The organism is Pseudomonas asturiensis (assembly GCF_900143095.1).
Taxonomy (GTDB): Bacteria; Pseudomonadota; Gammaproteobacteria; order Pseudomonadales; family Pseudomonadaceae; genus Aquipseudomonas; species Aquipseudomonas asturiensis.
The window spans coordinates 26,400-42,674 of sequence record NZ_FRDA01000025.1 but is presented as its reverse complement, the minus strand read 5'-3'; the positions used below and the strand labels follow the sequence as shown (position 1 = coordinate 42,674).

The 16,275-nt window shown below is 54.0% G+C and carries 13 protein-coding genes and 1 pseudogene; 2 read left to right on the top strand and 12 right to left on the bottom strand.

Annotation, left to right across the window (positions count from 1 at the left end; translation table 11 throughout):
• Positions 1-518 precede the first annotated feature (518 nt).
• The 6 genes from BUB69_RS26890 to BUB69_RS26865 all read right to left on the bottom strand — a co-directional run bounded on the left by BUB69_RS26890 (position 519) and on the right by BUB69_RS26865 (position 6,887).
• A complete protein-coding gene (locus BUB69_RS26890; protein WP_073172903.1) occupies positions 519-1,292 on the bottom strand; it encodes a hypothetical protein in 774 nt (257 codons plus the stop codon).
• A 168-nt stretch (positions 1,293-1,460) separates the two neighbouring features.
• Positions 1,461-1,907, bottom strand: a complete 447-nt coding sequence (locus BUB69_RS26885) for a hypothetical protein (protein ID WP_073172900.1) — start codon at positions 1,905-1,907, stop codon at positions 1,461-1,463.
• Positions 1,908-2,213: 306 nt separating this feature from the next.
• Positions 2,214-3,497, bottom strand: a complete 1,284-nt coding sequence (locus BUB69_RS26880) for an efflux RND transporter periplasmic adaptor subunit (protein ID WP_073172897.1) — start codon at positions 3,495-3,497, stop codon at positions 2,214-2,216.
• Complete coding sequence (locus BUB69_RS26875) at positions 3,490-4,965, bottom strand: TolC family protein (RefSeq protein WP_073172893.1); 1,476 nt, start codon at positions 4,963-4,965, stop codon at positions 3,490-3,492. The genes BUB69_RS26880 and BUB69_RS26875 overlap by 8 nt, the downstream gene beginning before the upstream one ends.
• On the bottom strand, positions 4,958-6,175 hold the full coding sequence (locus tag BUB69_RS26870) for an ABC transporter permease (RefSeq protein ID WP_073172889.1): 1,218 nt from the start codon (positions 6,173-6,175) through the stop codon (positions 4,958-4,960). The genes BUB69_RS26875 and BUB69_RS26870 overlap by 8 nt, the downstream gene beginning before the upstream one ends.
• A complete protein-coding gene (locus BUB69_RS26865; RefSeq protein ID WP_084537207.1) occupies positions 6,168-6,887 on the bottom strand; it encodes an ABC transporter ATP-binding protein in 720 nt (239 codons plus the stop codon). The genes BUB69_RS26870 and BUB69_RS26865 overlap by 8 nt, the downstream gene beginning before the upstream one ends.
• Before the next feature lie 721 nt (positions 6,888-7,608).
• On the opposite strand from BUB69_RS26865, the gene BUB69_RS26860 reads away from it, so the two are divergent.
• Both BUB69_RS26860 and BUB69_RS26855 read left to right on the top strand, forming a co-directional pair.
• Positions 7,609-8,334 (top strand): NAD-dependent epimerase/dehydratase family protein, encoded by a 726-nt coding sequence (locus tag BUB69_RS26860; RefSeq protein ID WP_073172886.1) that lies wholly within the window; start codon positions 7,609-7,611, stop codon positions 8,332-8,334.
• Positions 8,335-8,432: 98 nt separating this feature from the next.
• Positions 8,433-9,239, top strand: a complete 807-nt coding sequence (locus BUB69_RS26855) for an isocitrate lyase/PEP mutase family protein (protein WP_073172883.1) — start codon at positions 8,433-8,435, stop codon at positions 9,237-9,239.
• 671 nt (positions 9,240-9,910) lie between these two features.
• On the opposite strand, the gene BUB69_RS29250 is transcribed toward BUB69_RS26855, so the two are convergent.
• From BUB69_RS29250 to BUB69_RS26825, 6 genes and pseudogenes are all read right to left on the bottom strand, one after another.
• Complete coding sequence (locus BUB69_RS29250; RefSeq protein ID WP_245825330.1) at positions 9,911-10,639, bottom strand: hypothetical protein; 729 nt, start codon at positions 10,637-10,639, stop codon at positions 9,911-9,913.
• A gap of 126 nt (positions 10,640-10,765) precedes the next feature.
• A pseudogene (locus tag BUB69_RS29245) lies at positions 10,766-11,164 on the bottom strand (TniQ family protein); the annotation flags it as partial.
• A gap of 332 nt (positions 11,165-11,496) precedes the next feature.
• Positions 11,497-13,332, bottom strand: coding sequence for a glutamine--fructose-6-phosphate transaminase (isomerizing) (glmS, locus tag BUB69_RS26840; RefSeq protein ID WP_024686457.1), 1,836 nt, complete (start codon positions 13,330-13,332; stop codon positions 11,497-11,499).
• 9 nt (positions 13,333-13,341) lie between these two features.
• Positions 13,342-14,109, bottom strand: a complete 768-nt coding sequence (locus BUB69_RS26835) for a DeoR/GlpR family DNA-binding transcription regulator (RefSeq protein WP_073172877.1) — start codon at positions 14,107-14,109, stop codon at positions 13,342-13,344.
• Between the two features lie 215 nt (positions 14,110-14,324).
• A complete protein-coding gene (glmU, locus tag BUB69_RS26830; RefSeq protein WP_073172873.1) occupies positions 14,325-15,692 on the bottom strand; it encodes a bifunctional UDP-N-acetylglucosamine diphosphorylase/glucosamine-1-phosphate N-acetyltransferase GlmU in 1,368 nt (455 codons plus the stop codon).
• Positions 15,693-15,813: 121 nt separating this feature from the next.
• Positions 15,814-16,239 (bottom strand): F0F1 ATP synthase subunit epsilon, encoded by a 426-nt coding sequence (locus tag BUB69_RS26825; RefSeq protein WP_004882435.1) that lies wholly within the window; start codon positions 16,237-16,239, stop codon positions 15,814-15,816.
• Positions 16,240-16,275: the final 36 nt, after the last annotated feature.

Sequence of the window (16,275 nt, the reverse complement as noted above, 5' to 3'; positions counted from 1 at the left end):
GGCATTTCACAACCATCAATTGGCTCGATTCGCCGCTAGGGCGGACCGGCTTTGCCAACCGACTGACTATCACTCTTAACCTCCTCCCGGTGCCGATAAGCGGCTAAATCCGGCATCCGCCCGTCTCTGCGAAAATACGGGGTTGCCTTGCTGAAGCTGATCTAGCATCTCGAACTGGTCAGTCGCGGTGCGAACAGCCATCGGTATGTTGACGCTGACATCGAGTTGACCCACTGGCCGATGCCACGCTGACCCAGCATCGATTGGTGAAAGCTCCGCACCGGTAATGGTCCGTAAGGTGGATGCATGGGTTAGTGAGTTTTTAGCAACTGGGTCAATCCTATGCTGGCGATGACACTCCGTTATTGTCGATGGGCATGTAACCGCCTTGGAATACGGCGATTCTCCAAAATGCTTGGTTTCTAATTTTTCGTAATGCTGTTTCGTTTAAATTAACAGCATTATACGGATACGGGGCGTTCCTCTTGAAAAGACGCAATGGCGAGTGCGTATTGTACTCAAGCGGTATCTGCACTAGTGTCATCAAACATCTGTTTGTCGAGATTTAAGACCTTGTCCATCACGTCCTGTGCACTGCCCGTGCCTTCAGCGGTATGGGTCTTGTAGTTGAAATCGAGTGCTATCCAACCCTGTAGCTTCGCCTCATAACTATTAGGATATTGTGCCTGCTCAATAGCGGGTAAATCCTTGTAATGTTCAAGGGCTTCAGTAAAGAATTTCGTTAGCTTCCCGGTTCCATTATATTCTGCCATCGCACTAGCAACAACCTTTTGCTGCCAGGCGTATTCGCGATCGGATGACTCACTCAACGCTGCGCGGCGCTCATTAGTCGTAAAACTCCCGCTGTCATCATAGATAATCAATGAGAGCTGATCGCTCGACATACCCGCAAATGGATTTTTACCGTTGCCATTGACGAATTGCGTCGCATTCTCCGCACGTGCCAATAACTCAGGGTCCTGAGTGTCAGGCACTTCTGCATCGATGGCTTTTTTGTTGGCGAAATAACCATCACCAGAAATCTGGCTCAAAAGCTCACTGGCTTTTGCACCAAGCTCTTTCCTGCTCAAGCTCGAGTCCCTTGCCGCCGCACGCGCCGCACTCTCACTCAACTGCAGAGAGAGTGAAGAAAAGCTACTGGTATCTTTCTGACTGCCACCAGCGGCGTATTCAGTAGTCACCTGATTTTTAGTCAGCGATTTATTTTGGCTCGCGGTCATATTGGAAACCTGCGAGTTGGATACCTTATTTGAGTCTATCGAAACGACCATAGTTATGCCTCCATGTTATTAGCCATTTCTGAATTCCCAGCTAGTCTATTATCGGCAGCACTCAAAAAAACTGTAATACTACGCGATGAATGGACAAAAAACCGGTGCAGGCCCAGCGGCACAGGTAGGATCTGCGCAAGCAGCACACCGCCAGGCCCAGCGTGGGTATTACTTCATGGTGAATTCAACAGCCCAAGCGTATGTGGAGATATTGGTTGACGTTACTTTCGCCGTACATACTGCACCACCGCTAGGCGTTGCTGTATTGTTCCATTTTGGAACAGTCGAACCTAACTGGCCAACCGTCCCAACGTAGGTTGCTAGGAAAGTACAAGTCTTCCCACCAATGGTGTAACGCAAGTTCGCATAGTTGACAATAGGCGAAAGATTACTCTGAATGGTATAAGTATTAGAGTCACCCGCCAGGACCGTAGTCATTGGCTTCGGGGTCGAATTAACATTAGTCGTTGCTTCATTACTGGTAATGATTTTGTAAGTGGCATCGGCTGTCCCAAGATTCTTGAAAGTAACAGCAACGGGAGGACCTGCAAGGGCTGAACCCGCAATCAACATACTTACAGCCAGTACCGGAAAAACTGATTTCGACATTTTCATACATTTATTCCTTTGAATTGAATTCCATGTTCATATTTTTCATAAAGCAGCAAAATATCGCCACAACAATTCGACCAACAGTAAAAATCACACATTATAAAATAACATGCAAAATCCAAACACACTCCTTCCACCACAAGGAAAGCAGTTCTGTGATCTAATTGAGGGAAAGATAATGCATAAGAAATATGACGTGCTCATTGCATCCCGCAGAACACTTCACATCTAGACAGCACTTACTATGACATCCCTATCAGTACCAGACTGTATCACAAGCTTTGCAATCCAACCATACCTGGACTTTCGTCAGAGCTGCGCGGGCTTCAACTCAACGTACCCCGGCTCAAGATTCTCTACCTCAAGACCATCAGGCATGGTCCGCCCCGTTGTTACCACCACTTGGCTTGGTCTTTCAGACAAAGTAGGGCGATAGGTCACAACGGGCCGCCCATGACTGTCGCTGGACAGTGCCTCAAGCGGCACCACTAGACCGCGATCACGGTGATAGGTGACGATCTGCAGCCTCGCACTCATTCCAAGTCGCAATCGCTGCAGTTGCTCGCTCTCGATATCTTTAATTGAAGCAATCACCTCATAAAATGCACCGCCAGATGTAGCCTGTGCATCGACACCCTGTACACCGACGCTGTTAATTTGACCATGCAGCACCACACCATCGAAACCATCACCAGTGATTTCCACCGGCAGCCCCTCGTGGAGCTGATGAACGTCGCTTTCCTCGACCCGCGCAACAACTTGCACCTGCTCGATATTGATCAGCTCAAATAACGGGGCGCCTTGACCAATACGCTGCCCTTTTTGTATGAAGGGCAGATTAACGCCATTTCCTTGGGGCGTGCGTGAACGAATCACCACGCCGGCGAATGGTGCTAGTACCTCTCGTTGTGCCTGTTGCTCAACAAGTGATTTGTAACGTGACTGAGTATTGGCCCATTGCATCTGAGCTATCTGAAGATGCTCTTCGCCCCCTTTTTTCAGGACCTCGCCGAGTTCCGACTGGGCAGCCGCCAGATCTAACCGTTGCGACCGTACCTGCTGCTCAACTGCATCTAACTCCATCCGCGGCACAATTCCTTGGGCCAGAAGGACTTTTGTTTCTGCCAAGCGGCTTTCGCTATCATCCAAAGTAGACTGGACGCTGGAAAGCGTCCGTTTTGCCCGAGCGACGTCCTGTCCTTTAGACCAGTGTTCGACTTCCAGCACATTACGCCTGGCGATCAGTTGCTCCGCCAAAGCGGAACGCAACTGGATATCCAGTTGCGTCGTGTCTAGGCTCAGCAAGCGTTGTCCACGCTCAACACGCTGGCCTTCTTTTACAGCGACGTCCGCAACAACTCCCTCGAAAGGCGATGACATAGTTTGTTGCATCGCTGCCTCAATACGTCCAACAAGCCCCAGTCGATTTTCCAAGGGCTGATAGTCCACCTTGAACCAGCTGGACACTGCGGTCTGCTCCCTTTGAAGTCGAGGTACTGCAGCTACTACTGCAACGACCACCGCCACTAAAGCTGCCGCCACGAGGAGCAATCGCAGATTGTTCCGACGAGAAAATCCGGTAAGTTTAATCATTAAGGACAATATCCCAACTCGACAAAGTGGTCCCTAATGCCTGATCCAGAAGGGTTTTTGCATTCAAATAAGAGATGAGCGCGTCCAAGCTTGTATTTTGTACGTTACGAAAATCAGTCTCATAACTGATGACTTGAAAATTGCTTGAGCGACCGACTTGTAACTTCTGTCGTTCAATATCAAGCTTTCGGCGCGATAAATCCCGCGCACGCAACGAAATTTCGTACTGGCGCCACCGCGTGCCTACTGTACGAACCGCGTTCGTTACATCTCGCTCTAAGGTTTGGCGAGCCTCGACTACCCCGATCCCTTGGTTCTCCAGATTTACCTGGGCACGCACCATCTCCTGCCGACGATTGAGATCGCCAATCGGAATTTCGACCTGGATTCCCGCATAACCCTCCCAGCGCCGATCCGAACGCTGCCCCTCTCTATCAGGGTAACGATCACTAACCTGACTTGCTCCGCCGACCAATGAGACATCCCACAACTGGTTATTGCGGGCAACCGCTAGGTTGATGCCGGCCTGTTCGTGCGAAATCAGCTGCCCAAGGTAAGCTGGCTGCTGCTCCAGTGCTGTATCAAGCGCCTGCGTTCGACTCAGCTGAACAGGCGTGGCATCCAGCATTTCTACCGCCTGAATACGCGACTCCTGCCCCAACGCCAAGAGCTGAAGTAACTCAAGACGATAGGTATCCAGCTGATTCTGAGCTTCTTGAACACCCAACTCCTGTGTAGCGTAGTCGGCCTCCGTTTGCACAATTTCAAATTCAGCCATACGGCCCGCCGTAATCATGGCCCTGTTTACATCCAGTAACTGCTGTGAACGGCTCAACGCCTCTGTCGCGATACGCAACTGCTCTTGAGCACGAAGCAAATCGCGGTAAGACGTGATGATCTGCGTGATGGTTTGCGCCACCGTCGCTTTTAACGCAAGACGGTTCGTCAATTCGGAAAGCCTTGCCAAGCGCATCGGTGCTGTCGTGACCTCCGCTCCAGCCCCCCGAAGCAAGGGCTGTATGAGTGTAAACGTCGCACCATCGCTTCGGGTACGCCCGTCATTATTACTATCGGTCAACTGATTGGCCCACGAGAGGCTTAGCCGTGTACCGAACTCCCCCAACAGAGTGGTTGTTGGAGACAGCTGCCGATTACGTGAACCATCGCTTTCACTTCGCTCACCCCGATAATCCCCCCTCAACACCAACTTGGGTGTAAACATATCCTCAGCGACGCGCAAATCGAACTTCTGCGCAACACGCTCAAGGTAAGCACTACGGATGGAGCGGTTGTTTCGCAACCCTAGATAGACTGCATCAGCCAACGTCAGATTGATCGTTTCACCTCGCAAAGATACGGCAACACCTGGCATCGATGCTTGAGACGGCTTTAGCGCTGCGAACACCGTCGGCGCAAATAGCGTCCACAGCAGCCCCAGAAAAATCCAGAGTCGCCGGTGCTCAATCATCTCGCAAAGCCTGAACCGGTTGCAGGCGAGACGCGGTCACTGCGGGATAAAGGCCGAAGAATAGGCCGATCAATAAGGAGCTTCCCACCCCCATTGGCAGAGATTCAAGGGCCAGCGTAAATCGCCACCCCGAGAGCCATACGAACAAAAAAGCTGAAAGCAGTCCGATGGCCGCTCCGACCAGTGACCCTGTCACTGACAAGCAGGCCGCCTCCAGAAGAAACAACATGCGAATGTCGCGTGCACGCGCACCGAGGGCCATTCGCACGCCAATCTCCCGGCGGCGCTCAGAGACATTCATGAGCATCACATTCATCACCCCGGCTCCGCCGACCAGGAGGGAAATTCCCCCAAGACCGGCCAACAGGTAAGAGAACGTATTAGATTGACGTGTGAGGCTGTCTATCAGTTGTTGTGGCACTAGAACCTCAACGTCACGCCCCTTGAACAACCCTTCCAAATAAGCACGTAAGTCACTCGCACTTTCTGTGATCATTGCACCATCGTGTACCGTTGCAATTACGCTGTTAATTTGTGGAGAAGGCTGAAGCCGTCTCATGCTTTCTATCGGTATAAACAATGCTTCATCTACCTGAATCGGGATCAAGGGATTCGGTATCTGAGGTTGAGCAATACCGATTACTTCAAACAAATACCCTTCGATCTGAAGCTGCATACCCCTTACCAGCGGTCTATCCGGTCTGCCTAGCCCAAGCTCATTAGCGACCTTGGCCCCAGCTACGATGTAGGTTGCCTGCTGATCGAAATCGGAGATAAAGCGTCCTTGAGCGAGCTTGAGATCTAAGGTTTCGGCTAATCCTCCGGTGGTCCCCAAAATCGCCGAGTCAACTTTTCGTCCTGCGAAACGAACTTCACCAGAATGAAATGTTGTTGGAGCCACTTGAGCAATTGAGGGAAGCTTTTTCAGAAGCGACCGAGTGTCCAGCGTGGGTGGTAGCGCCCGATTGTTGAGCTGCGAGAATGGAAAGGACGCCACCATGCTCTCGGCGCCCATCCCCTTGAAGGCCGTCATCGCTTCATTCGCGGCGTTCTGCCCGATGTTCAGCAATGCAACAATCGCCGCGCAGCCAACGGCAATGCCCATCATCGCAAGCCACGAACGCCGCCCCAAGAGGCGCAAGCTGTCTAGGGACTCAATCAACGTCTGCAAAAAGCCCGGACCTTGATGATGAAGTGAACCTTCAAGCATCCGTCATTGCTCGGTTATTCGCAGTTTCTTTCAAAATCCCGTCTTGAACCAACAGGCAGCGGTCAAGGCGTTCGGCCAATTGTGCATCGTGAGTCACCATGACTAATGTCACTGCCTCCTCATCGTTGAGACCGAGCAGCAGATTCATCACGTCATGGGCTGTTGAGCGGTCCAGGTTACCCGTCGGCTCGTCGGCAAGAATCAATGAAGGACTACCCACTAAGGCTCGCGCAATCGCCACACGCTGACGTTGCCCACCGGATAGATCAGCAGGCCTATGATGAGCTCGATCATCCAGACCCACGCGTGCTATCTGAACCCGCGCGCATTCACGCGCTTCGTTGCGCGCAAAGCCCCTATAGAAAAGAGGCAGAGCAACGTTATCGAGTGCAGTAAGGCGAGGAAGCAAGTTGAAGCTCTGGAACACGAAACCGATCTCACGGTTGCGTAGCTGAGCGCGCTCGTCGGCGGTGGCATCGATCATATTGCGGCCAGCGAACAAGAATTGGCCGGATGTAGGAAGGTCAAGAAGTCCCAGGATGTTCAACAGAGTGCTCTTGCCGGAACCAGATGTACCGAGAATGGCGCAAGTTTGCCCACGTCGAATATCGAGCGACACATCGCGCAGAACGGGCAAGTTGTGTCCTGCCATAGGATAAGACTGGCACACATCTTTCATAGTGATGAGCGTATGTGTCGACTGTGGCTCCATGCCGGACCTCTTTTCTCCATTGATCTAGCCGTCTGGCCACAGGGTTCGCGAAGTGACACGTCAGGGGAATGCGCTTCGTGAGGCGAAGGTGTTTACCACAAAAATCAGAAAGAAGGAAAAAGCATCTGACTCAATAGTCCTGGCGCGGTGCCCATGCGCTTTGATATGGGCTATAGCCAGCAGATCCGCGCTCGATCGCAGCGGCGGGTTTGGGCGACATCCAGGGCCTGGTGCTGCAGATGTTGCCGGTGTCCACTCTGGTGAGCATCATCTGTTCCTGAGAACCACTGCCACATCACGCAAACGTTTCAAATCGAACAACGGATTGCCATACAGTGTTATCGCTGATACAGAATTGACCCTGCTGCCGACTTGGCGTTGCCCCATACGCATTCAGCCCAAAGTCAGACCTGCTAACGCTTTACGAAGTAAACGCTTAGGTCAGCAAAATTCCGGCAGCTGGGTCAAACCTGTATCAGCGGCCACAGACCTATGCCCACATCTGTTTAAGGGACAAGATTTGACAACTCGAACACGACAAGAAAGCGGTTCTGGCAAAGTTTCGGACGGGCTCGACGCTCTAGGACACAGCACTCTTGTCATGGTCTGTTTTATGCTTTTTGGCCCCTAGGAGATTCAAGCGCAGCGGCTAAGATGCTTGAGCGAAGTCTTGGCCACCGGCCTGCTTCCGTCCCAATGAAACCTCAAGGAGATGAGTGCAATGTCGCGTAAAGTTTTTGTAGCCGGCGCATCCGGTGTAATCGGCAGAGCCCTGCTCAAGCTCTTGGTGGCTGCGGACTACAGCGTATATGGCGCTACCCGTCGCGCCGAAAAAGTGAAGGACATTGAGGCCACAGGTGCTACGGCAGTAGTGGTCGATGCCTATGACGCCGAGCGTTTAAACGAAGAGTTGGTCCGCATCCAGCCATGGGCTGTTATTCATCAACTGACAGATCTGCCTCGTGGCCTAAGTCCCGAATTGATGGCAAAAGCGGTCGAGAACAACGCACGTATCCGTACAGAAGGAACGCGTAATCTGGTAGCCGCCGCTCGAGCTGCTGGCGCTACCCGTCTGATAGCTCAAAGCATCGCCTGGGCCTACCGTCCAGGCGACACCCCTTATCTCGAAACATGTCCTCTGGACGAGGAGGCACAAGGCAGCCGTGGCATAAGCGTGGGGGGTGTGGCGGCCTTGGAAAAGCAAGTGCTCAGCGAGCCTACATTGAAAGGAACCGTCTTGCGCTATGGCCAGTTATACGGGCCCGACACTGGCACTGACGAGCCGACAGGCACCAGCCCTGTGCACGTAGAAGCCGCTGCACGCGCCGCACTGCTGGCGTTGCAAACAGAGCAAAGTGGTATTTTCAATATCACTCAGGACAGCCCGACCGTCAGCAACGAAAAAGCCAAGCGCATACTGGGGTGGTCTCCTACCGTGGAGGCTTGACGCCCCAACGCAGCTACTCCGTACGAAGGCAGGCTTTCTATCTCCAGTCGCTTGCCTGCCACGGTCAATGGATGGCAACTTTCAGACAGGAAAGTGTTATGAAATCACTGGACAATATTTTTCATGAGTTACACAACCATGGTCTTTTGATCTTGGCCAATGTCAGCGATGCAGGCGGGGCAAAAGTCGTAGAGTCATTGGGTGCCACCGCGATCGCCACCAGCAGTGCAGGCATGGCGTGGGCGCATGGTTACGCCGATGGCAACCAGCTCCCCCTTACGCGGCTGGCAGCCAGCGTTGAATCTATGACGCGAATACTGCGCGTCCCCCTGACTGTAGACATTGAGGCCGGTTACTCCGACGATCTTCAACATGTCGCCAGCGTTGTCGAAGCGGTTGTCGCCGCAGGTGCCGTGGGTATCAACATCGAAGACGGTACCGCACCACCGGGAGTACTTGTGCGCAAAATCGAAGTTGCCCGAGAAGTCGCCGACAAGCATGGTATTAATCTATTCATCAATGCGCGCAGTGATGTCTATCTGAAAAGCCTGGTGCCACCCGTACAGCGTCTGGATGAAATCATCCGGCGTGCAGCGCTTTACGCACAAGCAGGAGCCAACGGCCTGTTCGCCGCCGGTATGGTCACACCTGCCGAGATTTCCACACTGTGCAACACCTCCACGCTACCGGTGAACCTGCTTGCACGCGATGGGCTGTCGGCGCCCGACGATTTGCAGCGTTTAGGCGTAAGACGCCTGAGCACCGGTTCAAGTATCGCGGAGTTCCTTTACGGAGCGATGGAAGGGCTTGCGCGCTCTTTCATCGAGCGCGGGCAGTTGGATACGCAAGCGCTTACGGGTTTTACGTATGCAAAGTTGAATGGGTTAATGGGGGAGCGTGGATAATGCTACACGCCCACGGGCAGAGTATGCGGTGGTGCCCAGGGGCCACAGCACAGGCGTGCTGGGGAAACGCCTGCTGGCTTGGCAAGGTCCTGGAGCACACTACCGGGTCATGAACCGAGCGGTAAAACGGCGCCAGCCCGGATCTAACCGGATCTCAGAAGCAGCGCCGACTGTATGTCGCGCTAGCCGAGTAGCACATCAGCAACCTTGCTGCTCGGCTAGTTGCGGGTGGCGCCAAAAAGAACTGCATAAGCGATGGGGCGACTTTAGAGAACTGTCGCGGGTATTTCACAACCATCAATTGGCTCGATTCGCCGCTAGGGCGGACCGGCTGTTGCCGCTGATGCAGAATTGATCCAGCTGCCGAAATTTAGCTGACCCAAGCTTCTACTTCGTAAAGCGTTAGCAGGTCTGACTTGGGCTGAATACTAATGGGGCAATGCCAAGTCGGCAGCTGGGTTAATTCTGCATCAGCGATAACAACAGAGTTATCTGGCTTACAGGAAGTAGCGCCAAATTTGGTTGCTACCAATCTGCCGAGCAATGTTAGGAAGGCCTCAGTCCGCAAGACATCTGACGAAGAAATGGCCAAGAATCATGCCAGATTACTAGCTAAAACACTCGCTTCAAAAAATAAGCCTAAGACCTGACTATCAAACTAATTACAACGACTATATTGATTTTCCATATTGTATTTCTAGTAAATTTTCTAGCTCTTGGAATTCATCCTCAGTTATAGCATTTCCTTTTCTGGGACTTACAATAACCCTAGAAGAAAAGCACTTTAACGTCTCCATTAGCTCACTAGATCGAGAAAATTCATCTACTGTTTTTTTTCCTAGCCTAGGTATACTAAACATTGAGGCACGTGCAGGGCCATCGGATGTGCAATTACCTTCAAAGCTATCGCAGAGAATTTCATTATCAAGCTGGATATCATGCCCGTAGCCTTTGTAAATTCCTTTCTTCTTGGGTGCCGCAAAAAAGAAAATTCCGATTCCTGAGCGATAATTCTCCTCTACATACGCATCTTGATCAAGAGAGGTATAGAATTGATGTGTTAGCCATAAGTCATTGATTTTTATCATCTCACTGGCGTCACAACCGATACTGACGACAAAATCATCAAAGCTTTCAAAGCCATAACTCAAAGCTTTTAAAAAAGTATTAGTGCACTCTATGCTTTGGCTAGTTAGGGGCACTTTATAATATCCGTAATGGACGCAAAACTGATCAACCACATTGAAAAAGCTTTGATTAACATCTAGAACTTCTTTATCTTCTACTAAAGTATTTATTCGGCTATTAATTATGTCCAGTGCCATCTGTGCAGGCAAGTGATACCTAAATTCACATATATCATGCGCATCTCGTGCAGCTCTCAGCGCAGACACATCCATGTTGGGGCTTGAGGAGGACTCAGAGACGTAGTGCCCATTACACCCTGACCAAAGAAAGTTTAAGGCGTGCCTCCCAAACTTAAACGGCTCGTCACAAAAAGGGCAGCGGTTTATGAGTTTTACGTTATGTCGTGCGCAGACCGACCAAGGTTGTCTATGAAGCCTACGCCAGTAAGTAAATCCAATATTATCAAGGTCTTCACGGACACAGTCAGGACAATAACTAGCTGGAGAATCTTCGTATCGAAAATGCTTCATAGAATAAGCTGAGCCTGAATAAGCGAGCTCATTATAGTGCTTCAGTAGCGCACGAATAGGAAAGTCGGAGTGGCAGTGAAGCAGTCGATTGAAACCATAAACTCCAGGCCATTTTAGTACGCTGGCAATCTTCCTCAAATCCATCATATCAAAGTACGAAGTCGAAATTTTATGTAGAGCTTTAGCGATAGGCTCGCCTTGACTCACGAAAACAGTTCGCTCGACAAAGGAACGGATCGATTCATCTTTTTGGATTGTGACTAGCATCTGGGATTGCCGCTTAGGCGAACCGAATCGGTAGTCAGTTCGCAGTAGCTTGGATATCAAGAATCGACAGTTCCCAAATGAGGAACCACCCGAAAACAGTGCTGCTGAAACGCGTATTTCAGCTCATCGCGGACGGGGCGCCATAGGTTTTTTTGGGGCATCCCCCCCCCCCGCAGCGCGAGCCGCGAATCAGGAGATCGATCCCTTAATCTAATCATAGGTATACAAATTGCCGCAGAGTGATGCCGTGTAGCTATCACTCTGCGACAGTTTTTAATACCTAGCGACAGTTTTTAATACCTAGGACCAAAAACCGCACACCCTGTGGATAACTACTCCACCGTCACCGACTTCGCCAGATTGCGTGGCTGATCCACATCCGTGCCCTTGAGCACCGCCACGTAGTACGAAAGCAACTGCAGCGGGATGGTGTACAGAATCGGTGCCAGGGCATCGATGATGTGCGGCATCGCGACGACGTGGGTGCCTTCGCCGTTTTTCATGCCGGCCTGTTCGTCAGCGAACACCACCAGTTCTCCACCACGTGCGCGGACTTCCTGCAGGTTGGATTTGAGTTTTTCCAGCAGTTCGTTGTTTGGCGCGACAGTGACCACGGGCATGTCGGCATCGACCAGCGCCAGCGGGCCGTGTTTCAGTTCGCCAGCCGGGTAGGCTTCGGCGTGGATGTAGGAGATTTCCTTGAGCTTGAGTGCGCCTTCCATCGCAACCGGGAACTGCGCGCCTCGTCCGAGGAACAGGGTGTGGTGCTTCTCGGCGAACAGCTCGGCGACTTTCTCTACCGTAGTGTCCATCGCCAGCGCTTCGCCCAGACGGGTTGGAAGGCGGCGCAGTTCGTCGACCAGTTGCGCTTCGACGCCCTCTTCCAGCGAGCCTTTGACCTGACCCAGAGACAGGGTCAGCAGCAGCAACGCGACCAGCTGTGTGGTGAATGCCTTGGTGGAGGCGACGCCGATTTCCGGTCCGGCCTGGGTCAGCAGGGTCAGGTCGGATTCGCGCACCAGCGAGCTGATGCCCACGTTGCAGATCGCAAGGCTGGCCAGAAAACCCAGTTCCTTGGCGTTGCGCAGCGCAGCCAGGGTGTCGGCGGTTTCGCCGGACTGGGAGATCGAGACGAAGAGCGTGTCGGGCTGAACCACGACCTTGCGATAACGGAATTCGCTGGCCACTTCCACCTGACACGGAATGCCGGCCAGGCCTTCGAGCCAGTAACGCGCGACCATACCGGCGTGGTAGCTGGTGCCGCACGCCACGATCTGCACGTTGCGCACCTTTGCAAACAGCTCGGCGGCCTGTGGACCAAAGGCGTGGACCAGCACCTGCTGCTGACCCAGGCGGCCTTCGAGTGTGCGCTGCACGACCTTGGGCTGCTCGTGGATTTCCTTGAGCATGAAGTGGCGATACTCGCCCTTGTCAGCAGCTTCAGCACCTTCGTGGTACTGCACCACTTCACGCTCGACCGGCAGGCCGTCCACGGTCCAGATCTGTACGCTGTCGCGGCGAATCTCGGCGATGTCGCCCTCTTCCAGGTACATGAAGCGGTCAGTCACCTGACGCAATGCAAGCTGGTCGGAAGCAAGGAAGTTCTCGCCCAGGCCCATGCCGATCACCAACGGGCTGCCACTGCGTGCGGCCAGCAGACGATCCGGCTGGGCAGCACTGATCACTGCCAGCCCATAAGCACCGTGCAGTTCCTTGACCGCCGCCTTCAGGGCAACGGCCAGGTCCGGCGTGTCCTTGAGCTTGTGGTGCAGCAGGTGAACGATGACTTCGGTGTCGGTATCGGACGAGAACACATAGCCCAGGCTCTTGAGTTGTTCACGCAAGGCTTCGTGGTTTTCGATGATGCCGTTGTGGACAACTGCCAGCTCATTGGCCGAGAAATGTGGGTGGGCGTTACGCTCGCAGGGCGCACCGTGGGTAGCCCAGCGGGTGTGAGCGATGCCCAGACGGCCGACCAGTGGCTCGCCGGCAAGTGCCTGCTCCAGCTCGCTGACCTTGCCTGAACGACGACGACGCTCCAGCGTGCCGTCGTTGCTGAAAACAGCCACGCCTGCGCTGTCATAGCCACGGTATTCAAGACGTTTCAGGCCTTCGAGCAAAATGGCCGTGATATTCCGTTCAGCGACTGCGCCGACGATTCCACACATGGTTCTCTCCTAGCTGACAGCAGCACAAATCAGATTGATGCCGCGGGCCTTTATCTGGTCGCGCGCCTCGATGGGCAGACGATCATCGGTAATAAGGGTGTGGATACTGCCCCAGGGCAGTTCCAGATTGGGGATCTTGCGGCCGACCTTGTCGGCCTCGACCATCACGACGACTTCCCGGGCAACTTCAGCCATGACGCGGCTCAGGCCCAGCAGTTCGTTGAAGGTCGTGGTACCACGGATCAGATCGATGCCATCGGCACCGATGAACAATTGATCGAAATCGTAGGAGCGAAGCACCTGTTCGGCGACCTGCCCCTGAAAGGACTCGGAATGCGGGTCCCACGTTCCGCCGGTCATCAGCAGGACGGGTTCCTGTTCCAGTTCAGTCAGGGCGCGCGCGACGTGCAGCGAGTTGGTCATGACCACAAGACCAGGTTGTGCGCCCAGTTCAGGGATCAACGCTGCGGTGGTGCTGCCGCTGTCGACGATGATTCGGGCGTGCTCGCGAATGCGCGTGACGGCGGCGCGGGCAATGGCCTGTTTGTATTTGGAGACCGGCTGGCTGCCTTCGCTGATCAGCTCGTGGGGCAACGTGACGGCGCCACCATAACGACGCAACAACAGGCCATTGGCTTCGAGCGCGGCCAGATCCTTTCGAATCGTAACTTCGGAGGTTTCGAAGCGCTTGGCCAAGTCGTCCACACTGACCTCACCCTGCTCGTTGAGCAAAGCAAGGATGTTGTGGCGGCGTTGTGGTGTATTGCGCTTCGACATGACAGCCTTAAGTTTCGTTTCGAAAGATAACGAAGGCAATCAAAACCTATTTGAAGGCATTGGTCAAGCGCTCAGGTGGTTCACAGGACCAGTGAGTGAACGTGCGCACGAAACGCTATAGGCCGTGGCGTCAGGCCTTTCGCGAGCAAGCTCGCCCCCGCAAAAGACCTGTTTGACGCCTGAACAGCATGTGCACGTTTTCGGGCTGTGGATAACTAGTCCTTCCTGGTTTTTACCGGACGCTTCCAGCCGTCGATGTTGCGCTGGCGAGCACGAGCGACGGCCAGCTGGGACTTATCCACATCTTGAGTGATGGTCGAGCCCGCCGCTGTGTTCGAACCACTGCCGATATCCACAGGTGCGATCAGCGAGTTGTTCGACCCAATGAAAACGTCCTCTCCGATCGTGGTCTGATGCTTGTTCGCACCGTCGTAGTTAACGGTGATCGTACCGGCACCAATGTTGGTACGAGCCCCGATAACCGTGTCACCCAGGTAAGTCAGGTGCCCGGCTTTCACACCTTCACCGAGCACGGCATTCTTGAGCTCGACAAAGTTACCCACATGCGCCTTGGCCCCCAGCACGCTGCCTGGACGCAGACGCGCAAAAGGACCGGCATCGCTGCCCTCGCCCAGAATTGCGCCGTCGATATGCGTGTTGGCCTTCACCACGACCCCTTTGCGCAGGGTGCTGTCCTTGATGACGCAGTTGGGACCGATAATCACGTCATCCTCGATCACGACGTTGCCTTCCAGCACCACGTTGATGTCGATCAGCACGTCACGACCCACGCTGACCTTACCGCGCACGTCAAAGCGCGCAGGGTCGCGCAGGGTTACGCCAGCGGCCATCAGACGACGGGCCTCACGCACCTGATAGTGGCGCTCGAGTTCGGAAAGCTGCTTGCGGTCATTGGCGCCCTGCACTTCCATCGCGTCGTGCGGCTGTTCGGTGGCTACCACCAGGCCGTCATCTACCGCCATGGCGATCACGTCGGTGAGGTAGTACTCGCCCTGCGCGTTATTGTTGGACAGACGCCCCAGCCATTCAGCCAGCCGCTTGCCAGGCACGGCCAGAATGCCGGTATTGCCTTCCTTGATCGCCCTCTGTGCCTCGCTCGCGTCCTTGTGCTCGACAATGGCCGACACACAGCCCTGCTCGTCACGCACGATACGGCCATAGCCGGTCGGGTCTTGAAGCGTGACGGTCAATAAACCCAGCTGCATGGGAGTCACGAGCTTGAGGAGGCGCTGCAGCGTATCGACTTCAATCAGCGGAACGTCGCCGTACAGAATCAGGACGGTGTCAGCGGTCAGCGCAGGCACGGCCTGAGCGACGGCGTGACCAGTGCCCAGTTGCTTGTCCTGCATCACGAAGTTCAGATCGTCAGCTGCCAGACGCTCACGAACCACATCCGCGCCGTGGCCGATGACGACGTGTATGCCGGCTGGGGATAACTGACGTGCGCTGTGAATAACATGACCAAGCATGGAGTGGCCAGCAACGGGATGGAGCACCTTCGGCAGGGCCGAACGCATCCGGGTACCTTGGCCAGCAGCGAGAATAACGATATCGAGGGACATGAGGACTACCAACTGAGCGGGGCGGCAAACAGCGCCACGTACCGGGAACGGGCTGATTCTGAAAAAAGAAAAAGGGTAGCCGAGGCTACCCTTTTTCTCAATCGCGCGTGAAGCAGCGGGGTTAGCCGCCGAACTTCTTGCGAATTTGCTGAACGGTGCGCAGCTGAGCTGCGGCCTCGGCCAGACGAGCAGTTGCAGATCCGTAGTCGAAGTCTGCGCCTTTCTCGTTCAGGGCCTTCTCGGCAGCCTTTACGGCTGCTTGAGCGGAGGCTTCGTCCAGGTCGGCAGCACGTTGCACAGTATCGGCAAGCACCTTGACCATGTTCGGCTGAACCTCAAGGAAACCACCGGAGATGTAAAACACCTCGGCTTCCCCACCCTGCTTGATCAAGCGGATCGGGCCCGGCTTCAGATCAGTGATCAGCGGCGCGTGGCCTGGAGCGATACCGATATCACCCAGGTTACCGTGCGCAATCACCATCTCGACCAGACCGGAGAAGATTTCCCCTTCCGCGCTGACGATGTCGCAATGGACTGTCATAGCCATTTGCTTGCCTCAACCTGATTAGCGCCCGTTGCCGGG